Consider the following 21,334-nt stretch of genomic DNA (forward strand, 5'->3'; position numbering starts at 1 on the left):
CTCAGGCAGCGGTCGGGCGCAGCGAGTAGGTCTTCAGCTGCTCGGCGAAGTCGCGCAGGGACTGGATGCCGCTGGCCTCGGCCTCGTGCACCCACTGCTTGATGGCTTCGAGCATGTCGTGGCCGTTGCTGCTGGTCTTGACCCAGATCTGCTGCAGGGCGATGCGCTTCTCGTAGATCACCTTGAGCGCCTGGCTCTGCTCCAGCATCGCGGCGATGCGTGCCTGGTGGCTCTCGTCGAGCAGGCTGGTCTCGCGCGACAGCAGGCGCTTGGCGCGACGGAACAGGTGGCGCACCGACTCGTCGGCCTTGGCCAGCTCCTGCTTGACCAGCGGCTTGATCACCAGCTTGCGGTACTGGGCCATGATCTGGAAACGGTTGTTGAGGATGGCCATGGCGGTGTCCATGTCCAGGCTGCGCTTGCCCTCGACGCGGTGGGCGATGGGCGCCACGCGCTGCACCTTGGCCAGGCGCAGGAAGCTGAACAGCTTGATCCAGGCCCAGCCCATGTCGAACTCCCACTTCTTCACCGACAGCTTGGCGCTGTTAGGGTAGGTGTGGTGGTTGTTGTGCAGCTCCTCACCGCCGATCAGGATGCCCCAGGGCACCAGGTTGGTGGCGGCGTCCCGGCACTCGAAGTTGCGGTAGCCGACGGCATGGCCGAGGCCGTTGATCACGCCCGCCGCCCACACCGGAATCCACATCATCTGCACCGCCCACACGGTCATGCCGAGCACGCCGAACAGGGCCAGGTCGACGACTGCCATGAAGATGATGCCGCCCATCGGGAAGCGGCTGTAGACGTTGCGCTCGAGCCAGTCATCCGGGCAGTTCTTGCCGTAGATGCGCAGGGTCTCCTCGTTCTTCGCCTCTTCCTGGTACAGCTCGGCGCCTTTGCGCAGCACGGTGCCCAGGCCCTTGATCACCGGGCTGTGCGGGTCATCGACGGTCTCGCACTTGGCGTGGTGCTTGCGGTGGATGGCGGTCCACTCGCGGGTGTTCTGGCCGGTGCTGATCCACAGCCAGAAACGGAAGAAGTGCTTGAGGGCAGGGTGCAGTTCCAGCGCGCGGTGCGCGGAGTAGCGGTGCAGGTAGACGGTGACGCTGACGATGGTAATGTGGGTCATCACCAGGGTGACCGCCACCAGTTGCCAGGGTGACAGGTCGAGAAAGCCGTTGTACCACATGAAGGGTGTAGCCTCGCGGGGAGAAATAGAGCGGCCGGGGCCCTGGCCTTGCGGGCATTATCACCAAGACGGGAGATAAAGCCAGTGCACCATTAGACGAGAATGCACTGGATGATGACTTATCTATAATGTGCCGCAGCTCACACCGACAGGGCCGACCCCATCTCGATGAAATTCCAGCGTAGCCCGCTGCAGCTCTCTCTGTTCTACCTGATCGTCGCCGCACTGTGGATTTTCTGCAGCGACGCCCTGCTACTGTGGCTGGGTCTGGACCGCGACACGCTGAACCGTTACCAGACCCTCAAGGGCGTGTGTTTCGTGCTGGTCACCGGCTTCGCTCTGTACTGCGCACTGAACCAGTATCGCCTCGAACAGCGGCGCGCGCGCAGCGCCCTGAAACACAGTGAGGAACGCCTGGCACTGGCCCTGGAATCGGCCCAGGAGGGTCTGTGGGACTGGGACATGCAGAGCGGCCAGGTGTATTACTCACGGCAGTACTGCGACATGCTCGGTTACACACTCGAGGAATTCGGCGCGACCAATGACTCCTGGCTCTCGCGCCTGCACCCCGATGACCGCGAACGTGCCGGACAGCGCCTGAAGACCCTGCTCGCCGGCCGCAGCACGCACGACGAGAGCAGCTTTCGCATGCGCCACCGCGACGGCGGATATCGCTGGCTGCACTACCGTGGCCAGATGCTGCTGGATGCCCAGGGTCAGCCCAGCCGCTTCATCGGCACCGCCAGCGACGTCACCCGGCGCCGCGCCGACGAGGACAGCCTGCGCCAGGCCGCCGCCGTATTCGACAGCACCCTGGAAGGCGTGCTGGTCACCGACCGCGAGCAGCGCATCGTCCACGTCAACCCAGCCTTCAGCCGTATCACCGGCTACGCCGTCGACGAGGTGCTGGGCAAGCTGCCGAGCCTGCTCAAGTCCGGGCGCCACGACGAGGCCTTCTACCAGAGCCTGTGGCACGCCCTGAACAGCCGCGGCGCCTGGAGCGGCGAAGTGTGGAACCGGCGCAAGGACGGCGAGGTGTTCCCCATGTGGCAGTGCATCCGCAGCATCCGCGACGAGAGCGGCACCCTGACCCACTACGTGGCGGTGTTCTCCGACGTCAGCGCGATCAAGCATTCGCAGCACGAGCTGGACTACCTGGCCCACCACGACGCACTGACCGGCCTGCCCAACCGCCTGCTGTTCGGCGAGCGCATCGAGCAGGCCATCCAGCGCGGCGGAGCCCTGCTGCTGCTTGACCTGGACCATTTCAAGATCGTCAACGAGAGCCTTGGCCACAACACCGGCGACCAGTTGCTCAAGCTGATCGGTGAACGCCTGAGCGAGGCCATCGGCGCCAATGTCACCCTGGCGCGCCTGGGTGGCGACGAGTTCGGCCTGCTCAGCTGCGACTGCAGCGAAGCCGACCAGGCCTCGCAACTGGCCCTGGAGCTGCTGGACAGCCTCGCCCAGCCCTTCGCCATCAACGGCGAGACCCTGTTCATCGGCGCCAGCATCGGCATCAGCCTGTTCCCCGACGACGGCGACAGCGTCGAGCAGCTGATGCGCAACGCCGACTCCGCGCTGGCCCGCGCCAAGAGCAGCGGCCGCCAGACCTTCAGCTTCTACAGCCAGGACATGACCGCCCTGGCCCAGCAGCGCGTGCGCCTGGAGGCCGAGCTGCGCCAGGCTCTGGAGCAGGACGAGCTGCGCGTGCACTACCAGCCGATCCACCGCCTGGATGACCGGCGGATGATCGGCGCCGAGGCCCTGGTGCGCTGGCAGCATCCCGAGCGCGGCCTGGTGCCGCCGGGCGAATTCATTCCGGTGGCCGAGGACAGCGGACTGATCGGCGCCATCGACGCCTGGGTGCTGGAGCAGGCCTGCACCCAGATGCGTCGCTGGCAGGCCCTGGGCCTGCAGCTGGAGTTCATCGCGGTCAACGTCTCCAGCCGCCTGTTCAGCCGTGGCGAGCTGGACCTGCGCGTGGAGCGGGTGCTGCGCGAGACCGGGCTGGACCCGGCGCAGCTGGAGCTGGAAGTGACCGAGAGCGCGGTGATGGACGACCCGCAGCGGGCCGAGGAGCTGCTCACCCAGCTGCATCGCCTGGGCGTGCGCCTGGCCATCGACGACTTCGGCACCGGCTACTCGTCCCTGGCGCGCCTGAAGAGCCTGCCGGTGCACAAGCTCAAGCTCGACCAGAGTTTCGTCCGCGGCCTGCCCCAGGACGGCAAGGACGCGGCCATCGCCCACGCGGTGATCACCCTCGGCCAGAGCCTGGGGCTGCACGTGCTGGCCGAAGGCATCGAAACCGAAGAGCAGGCCACCTATCTGCGCGAGATCGGCTGCCCGTTCGGCCAGGGCTACTGGTTCGGCCGCCCGCAACCAGCCGAGCGGCTGCTGGCGGTGCAGGCGGATAACTGAGCCGCAGGCGGCGCGACGCCGCCCTGCCGTTACAGCTTGGCGATCGACACTTCGGTGGATTTCACGAAGGCGATCACTTCGCTGCCCACCTGCAGGTCCAGCTCGCGCACGGAGCGGGTGGTGATCACCGAGGTGACGATGCCGGCGGCGGTCTGCACGTCGATTTCCGACAGCACGTCGCCGATCACGATCTCCTTGATGTTGCCCTTGAACTGGTTGCGCACGTTGATGGCTTTGATGGTCATGATGTTGCTCCTTGGGTCGTTTTACAGGGCCCAGCGCAGTTGCGTGGGCAGAGGGGATAGGGGTTCCGGTTGCGGCGGCAGCGGTGGCAGCGCCAGCACCCGGTTGAGCACTTCGGCCTCCAGCGCGGCCAGGCGCGCCGAACCGCGCTGACGCGGGCGGGGCAGGTCGACGGCGAGATCGAGGCCGATCTCGCCGTCCTCGATCAGGATCACCCGGTCGGCGATGGCCACGGCCTCGGCCACGTCGTGGGTCACCAGCAGCACGGTGAAGCCATGCTGTTGCCACAGACGCTCGATCAGTTGCTGCATTTCGATGCGGGTCAGCGCATCCAGGGCGCCCAGCGGCTCGTCCAGCAGCAGCAGACGCGGCTGGTGGATCAGCGCACGGGCCAGGGCCACGCGCTGCTTCTGCCCGCCGGACAGGGCCGCCGGCCATTCCTGGGCACGCTCGGCCAGGCCGACGGCGGCCAGCGCCTCGCGGGCCTTGGGCTTCCAGTCACCGGACAGGCCAAGGCCGACGTTGTCGATCACCCGCTTCCACGGCAGCAAGCGCGAGTCCTGGAACATCAGTCGGGTGTCATCGCGCACCGCCGCCAGCGAACCCTTGCCCGCCAGCAGCGCGCCGCCGCTGGGTGCATCGAGGCCGGCCAGCAGGCGCAGCAGGGTGCTCTTGCCGCAACCGCTGCGGCCGACCACGGCAACGAACTGCCCGGCCGGAATATGCAGGTCGATGCCCTTGAGCACCTCGCGCTCGCCGAAGGCCTTGCGGATGCCCTCGATGCTCAGCGGGATGCCGCGGTGAATGCTGTGCAGGGCGGTCATTGCGCACCTGCCTTGGCTTGGTAGGCCGGGTGCCAGCGCAGCCACAGGCGCTCGAGCAGCCGCGCGGCGACGTCGGCCAGCTTGCCCAGCACCGCATACAGCAGGATGGCCAGCACCACCACATCGGTCTGCAGGAACTCGCGGGCGTTCATCGCCAGATAGCCGATGCCGCTGCTGGCGGAAATCGTCTCCGCCACGATCAAGGTGAGCCACATGAAGCCGAGGGCGAAGCGCACGCCCACCAGGATCGACGGCAGCGCGCCGGGCAGGATCACCTGCCAGAACAGGGCGAAGCCCTTGAGACCATAGCTGCGCGCCATTTCCACCAGGGCCGGGTCGACGTTGCGGATGCCGTGGTAGGTGTTCAGGTAGATCGGGAACAGGGTGCCGAGGGCGACCAGGAAGATCTTCGCCGCCTCGTCGATGCCGAACCACAGGATCACCAGCGGGATCAGCGCCAGGTGCGGCACGTTACGGATCATCTGCACCGAGCTGTCGAGGAAGCGCTCGCCCCAGTTGGACAGGCCGGTGATAAAGCCGAGCAGCAGGCCCAGGCCGCCGCCGATGGCGAAGCCGATGGCCGCGCGCTGGCCGCTGATGGCCAGGTGGGTCCAGATCTCGCCGCTGGCCAGCAGGCTCCAGCCGGCTTCGATCACCGCGCTGGGCGCCGGCAGGATGCGGGTGGACAGCCAACCGGCCACCACCGCGCCCTGCCAGATGGCCAGCAGGGCCACGGGCAGTGCCCAGGGCGCCAGACGGCGACCGATGTTGTGTAGCGTCTGCGTCGACATGGCAACGCTCCTTCTCTCGTGTTGCAGGGAACCGGGGCGGTGGGCCGCCCCGTTGTCGGGTCAGCTGGCCGCAGCGGCCTTGGGCAGGATGTCGCTGGAGATCATTTCGCCGAACGGGCTGACGTAGCCACGCGACTCCGGGCGCTCCGGCTGGGCCACGTCGATATGCGGGAACAGCAGCTCGGCGACCCGGTACGACTCTTCCAGGTGCGGGTAGCCGGAGAAGATGAAGGTGTCGATGCCCAGCGCGGCGTATTCCTTGACCCGCGCGGCCACGGTCGGGCCATCGCCGACCAGCGCGGTGCCGGCGCCGCCACGCACCAGGCCGACGCCGGCCCAGAGGTTGGGGCTGACTTCCAGCTTGTCCTTCTTGCCGCCGTGCAGGGCGGCCATGCGCTGCTGGCCGACCGAGTCGAAGCGCGCCAGGGACGCCTGGGCACGGTCGATGGTGTCCTGGTCCAGGTGGCTGATCAGGCGATCGGCGGCGGCCCAGGCTTCCTCGTTGGTCTCGCGCACGATCACGTGCAGGCGGATGCCGAAGCGCACTTCGCGGCCCTGGGCAGCGGCTTTCTCGCGCACGGCGGCGATCTTCTCGGCCACCGCGGCCGGCGGCTCGCCCCAGGTCAGGTACAGCTCGACCTGCTCGGCGGCCAGATCCTGGGCAGCTTCGGAGGAGCCGCCGAAATACAGCGGCGGACGCGGCTGCTGGATCGGCGGGTAGAGCAGCTTGGCGCCCTTCACCTGCAGGTGCTTGCCGTCGTAGTCGACGGTCTCGCCCTCCAGGACCCGGCGCCAGATGCGGGTGAATTCGACGGAGGCCTCGTAACGCTCCTCGTGGGACAGGTGCAGGCCATCACCGGCCAGCTCGTCCGGGTCACCACCGGTGACCAGGTTGAACAGCGCGCGGCCGTTGGACAGGCGGTCCAGGGTCGCCGCCTGGCGCGCGGCCACGGTGGGCGAGATGATCCCCGGGCGCAGCGCGACCAGGAACTTCAGGTTCTGCGTCACCGGAATCAGCGAGGCGGCCACCAGCCAGGAGTCCTCGCAGGAACGCCCGGTGGGAATCAGCACGCCGCCGAAACCGAGACGGTCGGCGGCCTGGGCGATCTGCTGCAGATAGCCGTGATCGACGGCGCGCGCGCCTTCGCTGGTGCCGAGGTACTTGCCGTCACCGTGGGTGGGCAGGAACCAGAAGATATTGAGGCTCATGGAGTGGTCTCCTTGGTCAGGCGTAGCCCGGATGCAATCCGGGACTGGATTTCCCGGATTGCATCCGGGCTACTCGAATCGCTCGGCGCTCCCGCCCCTGCTCCCGCAAGCGGGCAGGAGAAGGGCTGGAGGGCTTCAGGTTATTGCTGGGCCACCTTGGCCGAGGCCGGCGGGGTCCAGATCACGTCCTTGATGGTCAGGCGCTTGGGAATCAGCTTGAGGTCGCTGAAGGTGTCGGCGATCTTCTGCTGCGCCGCGATCACATCCGCACCGATGAACTGGGCGCCGTAGGCCTGGCGCTCGACCGCCGTGCGGGTGATTTCCGGCGACAGGCCGAGCAGCGGTGCGACCTGCTTGGTCGCCTCGTCGCCGTTCTCGCGGATCCAGCCACCGACCGAGCGAATCTCCTCGACCAGTACGCTGACCACTTCCGGGTGCTTCTCGGCGTAGGGCTTGGCGGCCAGATAGAACTGGTGGTTGGCGACCAGGTCCTTGCCGTCACGCAGGGTGCGGGCCTGCAGCTGGTGTTCGGCGGCGGCCTGGAAGGGGTCCCAGATCACCCAGGCATCGACGCTGCCGCGCTCGAAGGCGGCGCGGGCATCGGCCGGCGGCAGGTACACGGGCTGGATGTCGCTGTACTTCAGGCCGGCATCTTCCAGGGCACGCACCAGCAGGTAGTGCACGTTGGAGCCCTTGTTCAGGGCGATCTTCTTGCCCTTCAGCTCGCTCACCGACTTCAGCGACGAGTCCTTGGGCACCAGGATCGCCTCGCTGGTCGGCGCTGGCGGCTCATGCGCCACATACAGCAGGTCGGCACCGGCGGCCTGGGCGAAGATCGGCGGCGCTTCGCCGGTGGTGCCGAAGTCGATCGAGCCGACGTTCAGCCCTTCCAGCAGCTGCGGGCCGCCGGGGAATTCGGTCCACTGCACTTCGATGCCCTGCTCGGCCAGGCGCTTCTCCAGCGAACCCTTGGCCTTGAGCAGCACCAGGGTGCCGTATTTCTGATAGCCGATGCGCAGGACTTTCTCCTGCTCTGATTGGGCCTGAGCTTGAGTGATGGCGCCGAACGAGATGGCCGCGGCAAACAGGGCGACCAGGCTCCGACGCAAAGTAATGGTGCGCATGGCGCTCTCCTTTGCTGTGGTTTCTTGGTTGGCTACCTGCTGGCCCGTTGGCGGGCGAGTAAGGCGGGGTCTAGCGAGTTGGCTCAGATACTCCAGCGGGCGTTCACCAGCCGGTCGTTCAACAGTTGCGGGTCGATCGGCTTGGGCCGGCGCGCCAGGGCGGCGAGCAGCTGGTCCACCGATTCGTCGAGACGTTCGCGCAGTTCGTCGTCGAACTGCGCGGGACGCTCGCCCTCGGGATAGGCGATCTGCTTGTCCACGGCGAACACGCCGGGCAGCATCTCCTGGGCCTTCAGCGCGGCCAGTACCGGCTTCAGCGCATAGTCCACGGCCAACAGGTGAGCCGGGCTACCGCCGCTGGCGATGGGCAGCACCACCTTGTGCGCCAGGGCGCGCTCCGGCAGCAGGTCGAGCAACACCTTCAGCGCACCGGTGAAGGACGCCTTGTACACCGGCGTCGCCACCACCAGGCCATCGGCGCTAGCCACCGCAGCCTGCAGCTGCTGCACGGCGGGGCTGGCGAAGTCGGCGTGCAGCAGGGCGTCGGCCGGGAAGTCGCGCACCCGTAGCAGGCTTACCTCCAGGCCATTGGCCTGCAGGCGCTGGCTGACATACTCCAGCAGCAGTTCGGTGCGTGAGCGCGCCGATGGGCTGCCGGACAACAGGACAACGTGCATGCTCTGTCCTTAGCGGTTCGGCTGCGGCGTCAGACGCAGGTAAGGCTTCACCGCGCGATAGCCTTTCGGGAAGCGGCGGGCGATTTCCTCCTCGTCCTTCAGCGACGGCACGATCACCACTTCATCGCCGTCCTGCCAGTTGGCCGGGGTGGCGACCTTGTGGTTGTCGGTGAGCTGCAGCGAGTCGATGACGCGCAGGATCTCGTGGAAGTTGCGCCCGGTGCTGGCCGGATAGGTGATGATCAGGCGCACCTTCTTGTTCGGGTCGATGATGAACAGCGAACGCACGGTGAGGGTGTCGTTGGCGTTCGGGTGGATCAGGTCGTACAGGCCGGAGACCTTGCGGTCGGCATCGGCCAGGATCGGGAAGTTGACCCGGGTGCTCTGGGTCTCGTTGATGTCGTCGATCCACTTGATGTGCGAATCCACCGGGTCCACCGACAGGGCGATGGCCTTCACGCCGCGCTGGGCGAACTCTTCCTTCAGCTTGGCGGTGAAGCCCAACTCGGTGGTGCACACCGGGGTGAAGTCGGCGGGGTGGGAAAACAGCACGCCCCAGCCGTCGCCCAGCCAGTCGTGGAAACGGATGCGACCCTCGCTGGAGTCCTGCTCGAAGTCGGGGGCGATATCGCCCAGGCGAATGCTCATGGTGCTGCTCCTTGGCTGTTCGTTGCGTGGGCTCACTATGCTCAGGAACGAAATGGAATAAAAAGAATAAATAACGATTTATTTATTCCATTAAGAGCTATAAAGGATCGCAACGAAAAAGCATAAGCATCTAATCAATTATTCTTTCAAAGAATAAAAGTCGCCTTCTATAGTCGGCGGCGCTCTCTATCTTCCAAGGACGTCAGATGAAACGCCTATTGCCCCTCTCGCTGTTGGCCGCCGGCTTCGCTCTCGCCACCTCCGCCCAAGCGGCGAGCCTGCTCAACGTCTCCTACGACGTGATGCGCGACTTCTACAAGGACTACAACGCCGCCTTTCAGAAGCACTGGCAGGCCGAGGGCGGCAAGCCGCTGCAGATCCAGATGTCCCACGGCGGTTCGAGCAAGCAGGCCCGCGCCGTGATCGACGGCCTGCAGGCCGACGTGATCACCATGAACATGGCCACCGACATCAACGCCCTGGCCGACAACGGCGGCCTGGTGCCCAAGGACTGGGCCGAGCGCCTGCCGAATCACAGCGCGCCGTTCACCTCGGCCACCGTGTTCATCGTGCGCAAGGGCAACCCCAAGGCACTGAAGGACTGGCCGGACCTGCTCAAGGATGGCGTGCAGGTGGTGGTGCCGAACCCCAAGACCTCGGGCAACGGCCGCTACACCTACCTCTCCGCCTGGGGCTACGTGCTGCAGAACGGCGGTGACGAGATCAAGGCCAAGGCCTTCGTCGGCAAGCTGTTCAAGCAGGCCCCGGTGCTGGATACCGGCGGCCGCGCCGCCACCACCACCTTCATCCAGAACCAGATCGGCGACGTGCTGGTGACCTTCGAGAACGAGGCCGAGATGATCGCCCGCGAGTTCGGCCGCGGCAGCTTCGAGGTGGTCTACCCCAGCGTCTCCGCCGAGGCCGAGCCGCCGGTCACGGTGGTCGACAAGGTGGTCGACAAGAAAGGCACCCGCGCCGAGGCAGAGGCCTACCTCAAGTACCTGTGGTCGCCGGAAGCCCAGCGCATCGCCGCCAACAACTACCTGCGCCCGCGTGATCCGCAGATCCTCGCCGAATTCGCCGACCGTTTCCCCAAGGTCAGCTTCTTCAGCGTGACCAAGACCTTCGGCGACTGGCCGCAGCTGCAGGCCACCCATTTCAAGGACGGTGGCGTGTTCGACCAGATCTACACCGCCCAATAAGCCACCCGTGCAAATAAAGCCCGGCCTGCGCCGGGCTTTTTCATTGGCGCTCAGGCCAGCACCGGCTCCGAGCGTTTCAGGCCGATCAGCTCCAGCTCCAGGAGCAGCAGCACCAGCGCAGCCTGGCCGATGACGAAGACCTGGCCGAGCAGGTTGGGCGAGATCCAGCCGGAGAACAACAGCACCAGGCTGTCGATGACCCACATCGCGTTGATCGCCAGCACCACCCACACCAGGCGGCGACTGACCGTCTCCTGGCTGCCCAGCCACATGAGGAACAGGCCGAGAGGCAGCAGGGTCAGCCCCGCAGCCAGCAACAGATCGCCGGGCAGGGCCAGTAGATTGGCGTACCAGCCGTTGAGCAGGATCAGCAGCGAACCGCTGGCGATCCCCATCAGGCCATCGGCGAGCAGGGCGCGACGCAGCAGCGGAGAAGCGTTCAGGGTAGTCATGGCAAAACCTCCAGGTGACAGCGCCGGATTGGCGCCTGGCCATAGAGTTCTCCCTGCGTGGGATGCCAGTCGATTACCTGCCAGGTAATGGTCGCGATGACGCTCCTGGGCTATCGTCCGCAACCATGAACACAGCCAATCACCCCGTCGGCGCCCTGTTGCGCCAGTGGCGCCAGCGCCGCCGCCTGAGCCAGCTCGACCTCGCCTGCGAGGCGGATATCTCCACCCGCCACCTGAGCTTCGTCGAGACCGGCCGCGCCCTGCCCAGCCGCGAGATGCTGCTGCACCTGGCCGAGCAGCTGGAGATTCCCCTGCGCGAGCGCAACCGCCTGCTAAGCGCCGCCGGCTACGCACCGCTGTACAGCCAGCACGGCCTGAACGACCCGGCCCTGGCCGCCGCCCGCGCCGCCATCGAGCAGCTGCTCAAGGCCCACGAGCCCTATCCGGCGCTGACCATCGACCGCCAGTGGAACCTGGTGGCGGCTAATGGCTCGGTGGCGCCCTTCCTCGCCGGCGTGCCGACCGAGCTGCTCGGCCCGCCACTCAACGTGTTGCGCCTGTCGCTGCACCCGGACGGCCTGGCACCACGCATCCTCAATCTGGCCCACTGGCGTGCCTACCTGCTGATGCGTCTGCAGCACGACATCGACATCAGCGGCGACCCGCAGCTGATGGCCCTGCAGGAAGAACTGCTGAGCTACCCGGCCCCGACCGAGAAGGCCGAACCGATGCCGGAGAGCGTGCTGATGCCGCTGCAGTTCCAGACCGAGCAGGGCGTGCTCAGCCTGATCAGCACCACCACGGTTTTCGGCACGCCCAACGACGTGACCCTGGCCGAGCTGGCCCTGGAGACCTTCTTCCCGGCCGATGCCGAGAGCGCGGAGTACCTGCGCCAGCTGGCGCAGCGCTAGCGCAGGCTTGCAGGAAACGGTGGCTGCCGCCATCTTGATCTGCCCACCCGGAAAGCGGACTGCACCATGCTCGAACTCGTCTCGGTCGTCACCATCACCCTGCTCGCCGTGATCAGCCCCGGCGCCGACTTTGCCATGGTCAGCCGCAACAGCATGTTTCTCTCGCGTCGCGCCGGCCTGCTCACGGCGCTGGGCATCAGCCTTGGCGTGCTGGTCCACGTGACCTACTCGATGCTCGGCATCGGCCTGCTGATCTCGCAGTCGATCCTGCTGTTCAACCTGGTCAAGTTCGCCGGCGCCGCCTACCTGATCTGGCTCGGCATCGGCATGCTGCGCAGCCGCAAGGTCGACCCGCAGCAGGTGGTGGCCGCACCGCAGCTGAGCGACTGGCAGGCGCTGCGCATCGGCTTCCTGACCAATGCGCTGAACCCCAAGACCACGCTGTTCGTGGTCGCCCTGTTCACCCAGGTGATCAGCCCGGACACCGCCAGCCTGACCCAGCTTGGCTACGGCCTGTTCATGTCTGCGGCGCACTTGTTCTGGTTCGCCCTGGTTGCCTACGGCCTGTCTTCGGAGGCCGCACGCGGCTTCGTCGCCCGCAGCCGGCACCTGATCGAACGGGCCATCGGCGGCGTGCTGGTGGCGCTGGGCCTGGGTCTGGCCGCTTCCTCGTTACAGCGCAGCTAAAAAAACCGGGCCATGGGGCCCGGAAATAGCTTCCACCTTGAGGAATCGTTTACAGCGTCAGCTCGGTCAGCGCCTCGCCGCGCAGGTAGGCCAGCTCCACCGCGCGGCGGTCGCGCGGGTGGGGTAGCGGCACGGCGAGCTCGCGCTGGATGCGACTGGGGCTTCCGCCGAGGATCAGCACGCGGTCGCTGAGATAGAAGGCCTCGTCGAGGTCATGGGTGACCAGCAGCAGGGCGATGCCGTAGCGATCGGCCAGGGTCACCACCAGGTCCTGCAGTTTCATGCGGGTGAAGGCGTCCACCGCGCTGAACGGTTCGTCCAGCAGCAATACCTGCGGACGCTGGTACAGGCCGCGGGCGATGGCCACGCGCTGGGCCATGCCGCCGGAGAGCTGCTTGGGCAGTTTGTCGCCCTGGCCGGCCAGGCCGACGTCGCTCAGCAGCTGCTCGATCCAGGCTGCATCGGCGCGGCGACCGTCGGCGAAGCCGATGTTCTGCGCCACGTTCAGCCAGGGCAGCAGGCGCGGTTCCTGGAACACCACGCCGATGCCACTGCCGCCGCCGAAGTCCAGCAACGGGTTGTGTGCCAGGCCGCCGGTGAAGTCGTCGTCCAGGCCAGCAGCGATGCGCAGCAGGGTGCTCTTGCCGCAGCCACTGGGGCCGAGCAGGCTGACGATCTCGCCCGGGGCCAGGCTGAGGTCGATATCGTCGAGCACCCGTTGGCCGGCGAAGGCCTTGCGGATGCCGCGCAGCTCCAGCAGTGCGCTGCTCATCTTCAGCCCTCCCCGCCGGCGAAGCTGTCGCGCCAGTGCAGGGCGCGCGCCTCGATGCTCTTGAGCAGGCCGTCGCTGAGCTTGCCGAGCACGGCCAGCAGCAGGATGGCGGCGATCACCAGGTCCGGGCGCGAGGTCTCGCGGCCGTCGCTGAGCAGGTAGCCGAGGCCACGGGTGGCGGCGATCAACTCGGCGGCGACGAGGAACATCCAACTCAGGCTGAGCGCCCCGCGCAGGCCGGTGAACAGGCTCGGCAGGGCCGCCGGCAGGAGGATGCGTCGGGTCAGCTCGACACCGGACAGGCGATGCAGACGGCCGACCTCGACCAGCTTGCGGTCGACATTGCGGATGCCGGCGAGCAACGCCAGGTACACCGGGAAGAAGGCGCCGAGGGCGATCAGCACCACCTTGGGCGTCTCGTCGATGCCCAGCCACAGCAGCAGCAACGGCACCCAGGCCAGACTGGGAATCGCCCGCAGGGCCTGGAAGGTCGGTTCCAGGTAACCCTCGGCCCGCCGGCTGAGGCCGACCCAGGCACCGATCAGCACGGCCAGGGCCGCACCGATGGCGAAACCGGCGGTGACCCGCGCCAGACTGACGCCGATATGTCCCCACAGCTCGCCACCGGCAGCCAGCCACCAGAGGGTCTGGCCGATCTGGCTGGGCGCCGGCAGCTGGTGGGCGGGAATCCAGCCCAGACGCACCAGCACTTCCAGCAGCACCAGCAAGGCCAGCGGCAGCACCAGCCCGCGCCAGTTGCCCGGCAGCAGCCGAGCCCGGCCACCGGCGGCGGCCGGACGGCTCGCGACGTGGGCGGCCAGCAGGGCGAGTAGGCTGGTGCCGATCACCACTCAGCGCTCCGTCTTGGCCAGCGGCTGGCCGATGACGGCGGCCGCCACCTGCGGGCTGATCAGCTGATCGACCACCGCGGCCACGTCGGTGCCGGGGCGTACCAGCTGCTCGTCGAGCAGGATCGGCGCGGCGGCCTTCAGTGCGGTCACGTGTTCGGCGCCGGGCTGCGAGTTGCTGAAGTCGGTGCGCGACAGCTGCAGCTTGGCCACTTCCAGCGGCAGCTTGGCTTCCTTGGCCAGCAGCTCGGCGGTCTGTTGCGGATGGGCGAGGGTCCACTGACGTGCTTCCTCGTAGGCGGCGATGACCTTGCCGATCAGCTGCGGCTGCTCCTTGAGGAAGCTGTCGCTGACGTTGAGCACGCCGTAGCTGTTGAACTCGAGGTTGCGATACAGCAGGCGCGAGCCGGCCTGCAGCTGGCTGGCGGCGAGGTGCGGATCGAGACCGGACCAGGCGTCCACGTCGCCGCGCTCCAGGGCCACGCGGCCGTCCGGATGCTGCAGGTGGACGATCTCCACGTCGCCCTTGTCCAGGCCGACGCTGTGCAGGCTGCGCAGCAGGAACAGGTAGGGATCGGTGCCCTTGGTGGCGGCGACCTTCTTGCCCTTGAGGTCGGCCAGGGTCTTGATCGGCGAATCCTTGGGCACGGCCAGGGCAGTCCATTCCGGACGGCTGGCGATGTACACGGTCTTCACCGGGCTGCCGTTGGCGCGGCTGAGCACGGCGGCCAGGCCGGCGGTGGAGGCGAAGTCGATGCTGCCGCCATTGAGGTATTCGAGGGAGCGGTTGCTGCCCTGGCTGAACACCCATTTGACCGCGATGCCGTCGGCGGCCAGGCGTTTCTCGAGGATGCCCTGGTCTTTCAGCACCAGGCTGGTGGGGGCGTAATAGGCGTAGTCCAGACGGACTTCCTTGGGCTCGGCGGCGTGCGTGGTGACCGGCAGGGCGGCGGCCAGCAGGGCGGCGAGCAGATGACGGGGCTTGAAGCTTTGCATGGGAATCTCCTTGGACTCTGGATGAGACCTTCCCGACCGATGGCGGACGGGTCAGGAGAAGGCGGGGCCATATGGCCCCGCCCGTTGCCGGTCAGAGGATCGGCAGGCTGTAGCTGACGATCAGGCGGTTCTCGTCCTGGTCCGCAGCGCTGGTGTTGCCACGCAGGGTGGCGTTACGCCAGGAGAAGCCGAGGCCCTTGAGGGCGCCGTCCTGCAGCACGTAGTCGAGGCGGAAGTCGCGTTCCCATTCCTTCTTCTCGCCGTCGGCCGAATCGACGTTGTCGCCGGACAGGTAGGTGACGGTGGCCTTCAGACCCGGTACGCCAACCTTGGTGAAGTCGTAGGCGTACTCGGCCAGCCAGGTGCGCTCACCGGCGGAGAGGAACTTGCCGATCTGGCGGTCAGTGATCAGGTAGGCGGTGGCACCGTCACCCTGGTTGAGGAACGGGAAGTTGCTGTCGCCTTCCACCTGCTGGTAACCGGCGCTCAGCGCGTGGCCGCCCAGGCTGTAGGTGAACAGGGCGCTCCAGGTGTTGTTGTCCACTTCGCCACGGTCGCTGTCACCGGCTGCCCAGTAGCCGCTGCTGCGGTAGCCATCGGCACGACCTTCGGCACTGGAGTTCTTGCCGTCGGAGCTGCTGTGGAAGTAGCGCAGGTCGGTCTTCAGTGCGCCCGGGCCGATCGCCCAGTTATGAGTCAGGCCGAGGAAGTGCTGTTTGTAGAAGTCGTCCAGATTGCCGTAGTAGTACTGCGCCAGCAGGTCCTTGCTGATCTTGTAGTCGGCACCACCGTAGTAGAACTTGTTGCTGAACTGGCCGGTCTCGGCGTTGTTGGCGCCGGCGATGGACAGGCCCTCGTCGTTGCTCGAATTGCGGCCCTTGGCATGTTCCAGCTGGCCGCCGATCAGAGTCAGGTTGTCGATTTCAGCGGAGGTGACCTGGCCACCCTCGAAGGTCTGCGGCAACAGACGGCCGTCGTTGAAGGTCACGACCGGCAGCTTGGGCTGCAGGGTGCCGATACGCGCCTCGGTCTTCGACAGACGCACCTTGCCGGTCAGACCCAGGCTGCTGAAATCGTCCACGGCGCGGCCGTTTTCATCGGTGGGGAACACGGTGCCGCCGTACTTGCTCGAGTCCGGGTTGTAGTGACGACCCTTGCCGGAATCCAGCTTGACGCCGAGCAGGCCCAGGGCGTCGACGCCGAAGCCGACGGTGCCCTCGGTGTAGCCGGATATGTAGTTGAACTGGAAGCCCTGACCCCACTCTTCCTGGGTGTTGGCGTCCTGATTGCGGGTGTCCTGATTGATGTAGAAATTGCGCAGACCGATGGTGGCCTTGCTGTCCTCGATGAAGCCGGCGGCGGAAGCCTGCTGGGCGATCACGCCGAGGGCGATGGCCAGGGCCAGGGACGACTTGTTCATGCTCGATGCTCCAGATGCTGTTCTAGTTGTCTGGGGCTCGGGTTGGCAATGGAGCCCCTTATAGAGTTCGGGCTCGGTGCGGTGGTCCGCTGGCGGCTTGGCGGCAAATCTAGGGGATTTTCATAATCTCCAAAAAGAATTGTTTTTCACTTTTATGTAACAAAAAAGAATATAAGTCGTCATCCAACCGACTCATAAGCTAATTCCCGAAAAGTATTTGCAGCCTGTTTTTTAGATCGACTAGCTTGTGCCCTACCGGATCACCGGACTTCGCGCTGTTTCTTCTGAAGTTTCCGTGTTCCGCCGCCTCGCACCGCCGGGACGCGCCCTAACAAGAGGCCTGTCATGTCCCGCCATCTGCTTTCCCGCCGCACCCTGCTCGGCCTCGGCCTGAGCCTCGGCCTGTTCGCCAGCCTGCCCAGCCCAGCCCAGGCGGACACCGCCCTGCGCATCGGCTACCAGAAGTCCTCCACCCTGATCAGCCTGCTGAAGAGCCAGGGCACCCTGGAAAAAGCCCTGGCCGGTCAGAACATCCGGGTCAGCTGGCACGAGTTCGCCAGCGGCCAGCCGCTGCTCGAGGCGCTCAATGTCGGCAATATCGACCTGTCCGCGGATGTCGCCGACACCGTGCCGGTATTCGCCCAGGCCGCCGGCGCCAAGCTCACCTACTTCGCCCAGGAGGCGCCCTCGCCAGCCGCCCAGGCGATCCTGGTGCGCGACGGCTCGCCGCTGCAGGCCCTGGCCGACCTCAAAGGCAAGAAGGTGGCTGTGACCAAGGCCGCCGGCGCCCATTACCTGCTGATCGCCGCACTGGCCAAGGCCAACCTGAAGTTCAGCGATATCCAGCCGGCCTACCTGACCCCGGCCGACGGCCGCGCCGCCTTCGAGAACGGCAAGGTCGACGCCTGGGTGATCTGGGAGCCCTTCCTCAGCGCCGCCCAGCGCCAGCTGCCGACCCGCACCCTGGCCGACAGCAAGGGCCTGGCCAGCTACCAGCGTTACTACCTGACCAGCACCAGCTTCGCCGCCGAGCATCCCCAGGTGCTGCAGACCGTATACGCCGAGCTGGTCAAGGCCGGCGACTGGCTGCGCGCCAACCCGGCCGAGGGCGCGCAGATCCTCGGCCCGCTGTGGGGCAACCTCGACCCGGCCATCGTCCAGCAGGCCAACGGCCGTCGCAGCTATCAGGTGCGCGCCGTGCAACCGGGCAGCCTGGCCGAGCAACAGAAGATCGCCGACGCCTTCTTCGCCGAGGGCCTGCTGCCCAAGCGCGTGGACGCCAGCCAGGTCGCCATCTGGCAGCCGGAGCCCCGCGATGGCCAGTGAAGCCCGTCATCTGCACCCGCAGGCCGAACCGCTGCTGGATGCGCGGCTGTTCCCGGTCGACTTCGGCAACCTCACCGCCCGGGTCGAACGGCTGGCCCGCAAGCTGGCCGAGAGCGCCGTGGAGCGCGACCGCCGCGGCGGCCACGCGCGGGCCGAACGCGAGCTGATCCGCGACAGCGGCCTGCTCGGCCTGGCGATCCCGCAACGCTTCGACGGCCAGGAACGCGCCTGGCCGGAGATCTACCGCATCGTCCGCCACCTGGCCGCGGCCGACAGCTCGCTGGCCCACCTATTAGCCTTCAACCACCTGCAGGTAGCGACCATCCTCCTGCATGGCAGCGCCGAGCAGCAGCGCCACTGGCTGACCCGCGCGGTGCGCGAGCGCTGGTTCTGGGGCAATGCCAGCAATGGCCGCGACCTCGGCCTGAGCCTAACGCCACGCGAGGAACACTTCGAGCTGAACGGGCGCAAGTCGTTCTGCTCCGGCGCCCTCGGCTCGGACGCCCTGGTGGTCAGCGCGCCGCGTGGCAACAGCGCCACGGAGCGGGTGTTCCTGGTGCTGCCGGCGCAGCGCGAGGGCCTGGCCATCAACGACGACTGGGATGCCTTCGGCCAGCGCCAGACCGACAGCGGCACGGTGCAGTTCGAGAACGTCTTCGTCGACCGCGACGAGCTGCTGGTGTCCGGCGGCCAGAGCCCGCGCAGCAGCCTGCGGGTCTGCGTGTCGCAGCTGATCCTCACCCAGCTCTACCTGGGCAATGCCCAGGGCGCGCTGGACGGCGCCCTGCGCTACACCCGCGAGCAGGCCCGCCCCTGGCCCGGCGCCGGAGTCGACGAGGCACGCGAAGACCCGTTCATCCAGAAACGCTACGGCGAACTGTGGCTGCTCTATCGCGGCGCCCTGCTGCTGGCCGAACAGGCCGCCGAGCGCCTACAGCAGGCCTGGGACAAACCGGCCCTGGGCGCCGCCGAGCGCGGCGAGGTGGCGCTGCTGATCGCCGAGGCGCGAGTGGCCTCGGCCCGCGCGGCGCTGGAGATCACCAGCCAGGTGTTCGAGGCCATGGGCGCCCGCGCCACCGCCGCGCGCTACGGCTTCGACCGCTTCTGGCGCAACGTGCGGGTGCACAGCCTGCACGACCCGCTGGATTACAAGGTGCGCGACATCGGCCAGTGGCTAACCAGCGGCGTGGCGCCGACGCCGTCGCTGTATTCCTGAGCTGAAGCGGCTACGCGGGCCGCTCGGCCCGCGCCTTTCATCCGCCATCCCGACAGCGGCCTCTGGCCTGGACTAGGGTTCACTACCCGACCAGACCGGAGGCCGTCATGCAACAGGATCGCCGCATCACCTTCTTTCACTCGCCGCGCAGCCGCTCTACCGGCACCGCCATCCTGCTCCAGGAGCTGCACGCCGACTACCGCCCACGCCTGCTCAGCATCAAGCAGGGCCAGACGCGCCAGGCGGAGTACCTGGCGATCAATCCGATGGGCAAGGTGCCGGCCATTCTCCACGGCAACACCCTGATCACCGAGCAGGGCGCGGTATTCATCTACCTCAGCGATCTGTATCCGGAAGCCGGCCTCACCCCGCCGCTGGGCGACCCGCAGCGCGGCGCCTGGCTGCGCTGGCTGGTGTTCTACGGTTCGAGCTTCGAGCCGGCCATCGCCGACCGCGCCCAGCAGCATGTGCCGCCGCAGTCGATGAGCCCCTACGGCGACTTCGACACCATGCTCGGCACCCTGGTGCAGCAGCTGGAACAGGGGCCCTACCTGCTCGGCGAGCGCTTGAGCAGCGCCGACATCCTCTGGGGCACGGCGCTGAAATGGACGGTCGGTTTCGGCGTGGTGCCGGCGCTGCCGGTGATCCAGGCCTACGTCGAGCGCATCGCCGCGCGCCCCTCGGTGGCCAAGGTCGCCGAGCTGGAGGCGCAGTGGCTGGAGCAGCTCGGCGAGTAGATCGCCAGGCGCTGGCGCAGCAGCTCCAGCTCCGCGCCACTGAGCAGCGCCAGCTGACGCTCGATGGCCTGTAGCGGCGAGCCCGCCGGCAGATTGAGGTGCTGCGGCAGGATCTCCTCGCCGCTGCTCACCAGCAGGGCGAAGTGGATGACGTTCTCCAGCTCGCGGGTATTGCCGTGCCAGGGGTGGCCCTCCAGCGCCGCCTGGGCATCCAGGCCGATCTGCGGGATATCCAGGCCCAGGCGCTGGGCATAGATGCCGAGGAAGTACTCGGCCAGCGGCAGGATGTCGCCCGGCCGCTCGCGCAGTGCCGGCAGTTCCAGGCGTCCTTCGTTGAGGTAGAGGAACAGCCGCTCGTTGAACTTGCCGGCGGCCACCGCCTGGGCCAGGTCGATGCTGGTGGCGGCCACCAGGCGCGCGTCCACCGGCGTCGCCTGCTGCCCGCCGACGCGCTGCACCTCGCGGGTCTCCAGGGCGCTGAGCAGCTTGCCCTGCAGCGCCAGCGGCAAATCGCCGATCTCGTCCAGGTAGAGGGTGCCGCCGTTGGCCGAACCGAACCAGCCGGCGCGGCTGCTGGCGGCGCCGGAATAGGCCCCGGCGGCATGGCCGAACAGCTCGGCCTCGCCCCACTGCGGGCTGATCGCGCCGCAGTTGACGGCGACGAACAGGCCGCCACGCTCGCTCTCGCGGTGCACGTGGCGGGCCAGCAGCTCCTTGCCGGTGCCGGTTTCACCGAGGATCAGTACCGGCAGTTCGGCGGTGGCCAGGGCATTGGCCTGCTCGCGCAACTGGCGCGAGCGCGGGTCGACGAACACCAGCGCCTTGGCGCGGATGCTCAGCGGGCTCTTCTCGGTGTCGGCAAAGGTCAGCAGGGCTTGCTGGGGGAAATCTGGGCGGCTCATTGCGGAATCTCTTGTCACGGCGAGCCGCCGACTGGCGGCGGCTCAGATGGGAATGGGCGGGACGCGGCGCCGCGGCGGGCACATTCGTGGCGCACGGCACCCGGCGTTCATGCGCGCAGGCGTTCCTGCTGCTCGATCTGGCGCTGCAGGCGGTACAGGTAGGCGAAGCCCTGCTCCCAGCGCTGGTGGCCGGACTTCACGTTGATATGCCCGGCGCCCGGCAGGATGGCCGCCTGGGCGCCCCAGGCGCGGGCCAGTTCGAGGGCACGCGGTGCGCTGGCGGCGTGATCGTTGTCCGAGCCGACCAGCAGGCTGGGGAACGGCAGCAGCTCGCGGGAGATCGGCGCGAAACCGCGCAGCGCCTCGGGGCAGCCGGCCCGTTCGACATCGGCCGGGGCCACCAGCAGGGCACCGCGCACCTTGCGCAGGGACGCCAGCGGCGCCTGGATGGCCCAGCGGGCCACGGTGACGCAGCCGAGGCTGTGCGCCACCAGGATCAGCGGGCCGCGGGCGGCGGCCACCTGCTGTTCCAGGGCGGCGACCCAGCTCTGCGGGTCGGGATTGTCCCAGTCCGCCTGTTCGACCCGGCTGGCATGCGGCAGATTGCGCTGCCAATGGCTCTGCCAATGGTCGTCCGGCGAACCCTGCCATCCTGGCAGGATCAGGTAACTGGTGGTCTGGCTGGCCATGACGGGCCTCCTCGATACGTTCCGGAGGCCAGTCTAGGCAGGGATGGATGACA

Annotated in this window: 22 protein-coding genes; 7 read left to right on the top strand and 15 right to left on the bottom strand. The window is 67.4% G+C overall.

Translation table 11 applies throughout. From position 1 onward, the window contains the following. Nucleotide 1 precedes the first annotated feature (1 nt). Nucleotides 2-1,186, bottom strand: a complete 1,185-nt coding sequence (gene desA, locus OH686_RS11295; protein ID WP_289538661.1) for a delta-9 fatty acid desaturase DesA — start codon at nucleotides 1,184-1,186, stop codon at nucleotides 2-4. Nucleotides 1,187-1,354: 168 nt separating this feature from the next. Here desA and OH686_RS11300 point away from each other — a divergent pair, with 168 nt between their 5' ends. After that, nucleotides 1,355-3,607, top strand: a complete 2,253-nt coding sequence (locus tag OH686_RS11300; protein WP_289538664.1) for a putative bifunctional diguanylate cyclase/phosphodiesterase — start codon at nucleotides 1,355-1,357, stop codon at nucleotides 3,605-3,607. Nucleotides 3,608-3,636: 29 nt separating this feature from the next. Here OH686_RS11300 and OH686_RS11305 read toward each other — a convergent pair whose 3' ends face one another. The 7 genes from OH686_RS11305 to OH686_RS11335 form a co-directional block, all read right to left on the bottom strand. Continuing rightward, nucleotides 3,637-3,852 (bottom strand): TOBE domain-containing protein, encoded by a 216-nt coding sequence (locus OH686_RS11305; RefSeq protein WP_043312198.1) that lies wholly within the window; start codon nucleotides 3,850-3,852, stop codon nucleotides 3,637-3,639. Nucleotides 3,853-3,873: 21 nt separating this feature from the next. Beyond that, nucleotides 3,874-4,674 carry an aliphatic sulfonates ABC transporter ATP-binding protein gene (gene ssuB, locus OH686_RS11310; RefSeq protein WP_289538669.1) on the bottom strand — a complete coding sequence of 267 codons (801 nt, stop codon included), beginning with the start codon at nucleotides 4,672-4,674 and terminating at the stop codon, nucleotides 3,874-3,876. Continuing rightward, nucleotides 4,671-5,465 carry an aliphatic sulfonate ABC transporter permease SsuC gene (gene ssuC, locus OH686_RS11315; RefSeq protein ID WP_289538671.1) on the bottom strand — a complete coding sequence of 265 codons (795 nt, stop codon included), beginning with the start codon at nucleotides 5,463-5,465 and terminating at the stop codon, nucleotides 4,671-4,673. Before ssuC ends, ssuB begins: the two co-directional genes overlap by 4 nt. Before the next feature lie 60 nt (nucleotides 5,466-5,525). Beyond that, the gene (gene ssuD / locus OH686_RS11320; RefSeq protein ID WP_137973757.1) at nucleotides 5,526-6,674 is read right to left on the bottom strand and encodes an FMNH2-dependent alkanesulfonate monooxygenase; all 1,149 of its coding nucleotides are present in this window, start codon (nucleotides 6,672-6,674) and stop codon (nucleotides 5,526-5,528) included. Between the two features lie 140 nt (nucleotides 6,675-6,814). Continuing rightward, nucleotides 6,815-7,798, bottom strand: a complete 984-nt coding sequence (locus tag OH686_RS11325; RefSeq protein ID WP_289538674.1) for a sulfonate ABC transporter substrate-binding protein — start codon at nucleotides 7,796-7,798, stop codon at nucleotides 6,815-6,817. Nucleotides 7,799-7,881: 83 nt separating this feature from the next. Continuing rightward, entirely contained in the window at nucleotides 7,882-8,475 is a 594-nt protein-coding gene (ssuE, locus tag OH686_RS11330) for an NADPH-dependent FMN reductase (RefSeq protein WP_137973759.1), read from the bottom strand. Between the two features lie 9 nt (nucleotides 8,476-8,484). Then, nucleotides 8,485-9,123, bottom strand: a complete 639-nt coding sequence (locus tag OH686_RS11335; protein WP_289538678.1) for a peroxiredoxin — start codon at nucleotides 9,121-9,123, stop codon at nucleotides 8,485-8,487. A 206-nt stretch (nucleotides 9,124-9,329) separates the two neighbouring features. Between OH686_RS11335 and OH686_RS11340 the strand changes: the two genes are divergently transcribed. Then, nucleotides 9,330-10,325, top strand: a complete 996-nt coding sequence (locus OH686_RS11340; protein WP_289538679.1) for a sulfate ABC transporter substrate-binding protein — start codon at nucleotides 9,330-9,332, stop codon at nucleotides 10,323-10,325. 50 nt (nucleotides 10,326-10,375) lie between these two features. Here the strand turns inward: OH686_RS11340 and OH686_RS11345 are convergent, their stop codons facing one another. Continuing rightward, entirely contained in the window at nucleotides 10,376-10,777 is a 402-nt protein-coding gene (locus OH686_RS11345; RefSeq protein WP_289538681.1) for a hypothetical protein, read from the bottom strand. 125 nt (nucleotides 10,778-10,902) lie between these two features. On the opposite strand from OH686_RS11345, the gene OH686_RS11350 reads away from it, so the two are divergent. Beyond that, complete coding sequence (locus OH686_RS11350) at nucleotides 10,903-11,688, top strand: MmyB family transcriptional regulator (RefSeq protein WP_289538685.1); 786 nt, start codon at nucleotides 10,903-10,905, stop codon at nucleotides 11,686-11,688. Nucleotides 11,689-11,754: 66 nt separating this feature from the next. Then, on the top strand, nucleotides 11,755-12,375 hold the full coding sequence (locus OH686_RS11355; protein WP_289538688.1) for a LysE family translocator: 621 nt from the start codon (nucleotides 11,755-11,757) through the stop codon (nucleotides 12,373-12,375). Between the two features lie 49 nt (nucleotides 12,376-12,424). On the opposite strand, the gene OH686_RS11360 is transcribed toward OH686_RS11355, so the two are convergent. From OH686_RS11360 to OH686_RS11375, 4 genes are all read right to left on the bottom strand, one after another. Continuing rightward, on the bottom strand, nucleotides 12,425-13,147 hold the full coding sequence (locus OH686_RS11360) for an ABC transporter ATP-binding protein (protein ID WP_289538691.1): 723 nt from the start codon (nucleotides 13,145-13,147) through the stop codon (nucleotides 12,425-12,427). Between the two features lie 2 nt (nucleotides 13,148-13,149). Beyond that, on the bottom strand, nucleotides 13,150-13,971 hold the full coding sequence (locus OH686_RS11365; protein WP_289538933.1) for an ABC transporter permease: 822 nt from the start codon (nucleotides 13,969-13,971) through the stop codon (nucleotides 13,150-13,152). Nucleotides 13,972-13,998: 27 nt separating this feature from the next. Beyond that, nucleotides 13,999-14,991, bottom strand: a complete 993-nt coding sequence (locus tag OH686_RS11370; protein ID WP_289538694.1) for an aliphatic sulfonate ABC transporter substrate-binding protein — start codon at nucleotides 14,989-14,991, stop codon at nucleotides 13,999-14,001. Nucleotides 14,992-15,082: 91 nt separating this feature from the next. Beyond that, nucleotides 15,083-16,411, bottom strand: coding sequence for an OprD family porin (locus tag OH686_RS11375; RefSeq protein WP_289538697.1), 1,329 nt, complete (start codon nucleotides 16,409-16,411; stop codon nucleotides 15,083-15,085). 345 nt (nucleotides 16,412-16,756) lie between these two features. Here OH686_RS11375 and OH686_RS11380 point away from each other — a divergent pair, with 345 nt between their 5' ends. The 3 genes from OH686_RS11380 (at nucleotide 16,757) to OH686_RS11390 (ending at nucleotide 19,690) form a co-directional block, all read left to right on the top strand. After that, on the top strand, nucleotides 16,757-17,737 hold the full coding sequence (locus OH686_RS11380; RefSeq protein ID WP_289538700.1) for an aliphatic sulfonate ABC transporter substrate-binding protein: 981 nt from the start codon (nucleotides 16,757-16,759) through the stop codon (nucleotides 17,735-17,737). Further along, nucleotides 17,727-18,953, top strand: a complete 1,227-nt coding sequence (locus tag OH686_RS11385; protein ID WP_289538703.1) for an acyl-CoA dehydrogenase family protein — start codon at nucleotides 17,727-17,729, stop codon at nucleotides 18,951-18,953. Before OH686_RS11380 ends, OH686_RS11385 begins: the two co-directional genes overlap by 11 nt. A gap of 107 nt (nucleotides 18,954-19,060) precedes the next feature. Continuing rightward, a complete protein-coding gene (locus tag OH686_RS11390; RefSeq protein WP_289538706.1) occupies nucleotides 19,061-19,690 on the top strand; it encodes a glutathione S-transferase family protein in 630 nt (209 codons plus the stop codon). Here the strand turns inward: OH686_RS11390 and OH686_RS11395 are convergent. Next, on the bottom strand, nucleotides 19,606-20,592 hold the full coding sequence (locus tag OH686_RS11395) for a sigma 54-interacting transcriptional regulator (protein ID WP_289538709.1): 987 nt from the start codon (nucleotides 20,590-20,592) through the stop codon (nucleotides 19,606-19,608). The two genes, OH686_RS11390 and OH686_RS11395, sit on opposite strands and share 85 nt — an antisense overlap. A gap of 107 nt (nucleotides 20,593-20,699) precedes the next feature. Beyond that, nucleotides 20,700-21,281 carry an RBBP9/YdeN family alpha/beta hydrolase gene (locus OH686_RS11400; protein ID WP_289538712.1) on the bottom strand — a complete coding sequence of 194 codons (582 nt, stop codon included), beginning with the start codon at nucleotides 21,279-21,281 and terminating at the stop codon, nucleotides 20,700-20,702. Between the last annotated feature and the right edge of the window lie 53 nt (nucleotides 21,282-21,334).

Source organism: Pseudomonas sp. SO81, assembly GCF_030374125.1.
GTDB lineage: Bacteria > Pseudomonadota > Gammaproteobacteria > Pseudomonadales > Pseudomonadaceae > Aquipseudomonas.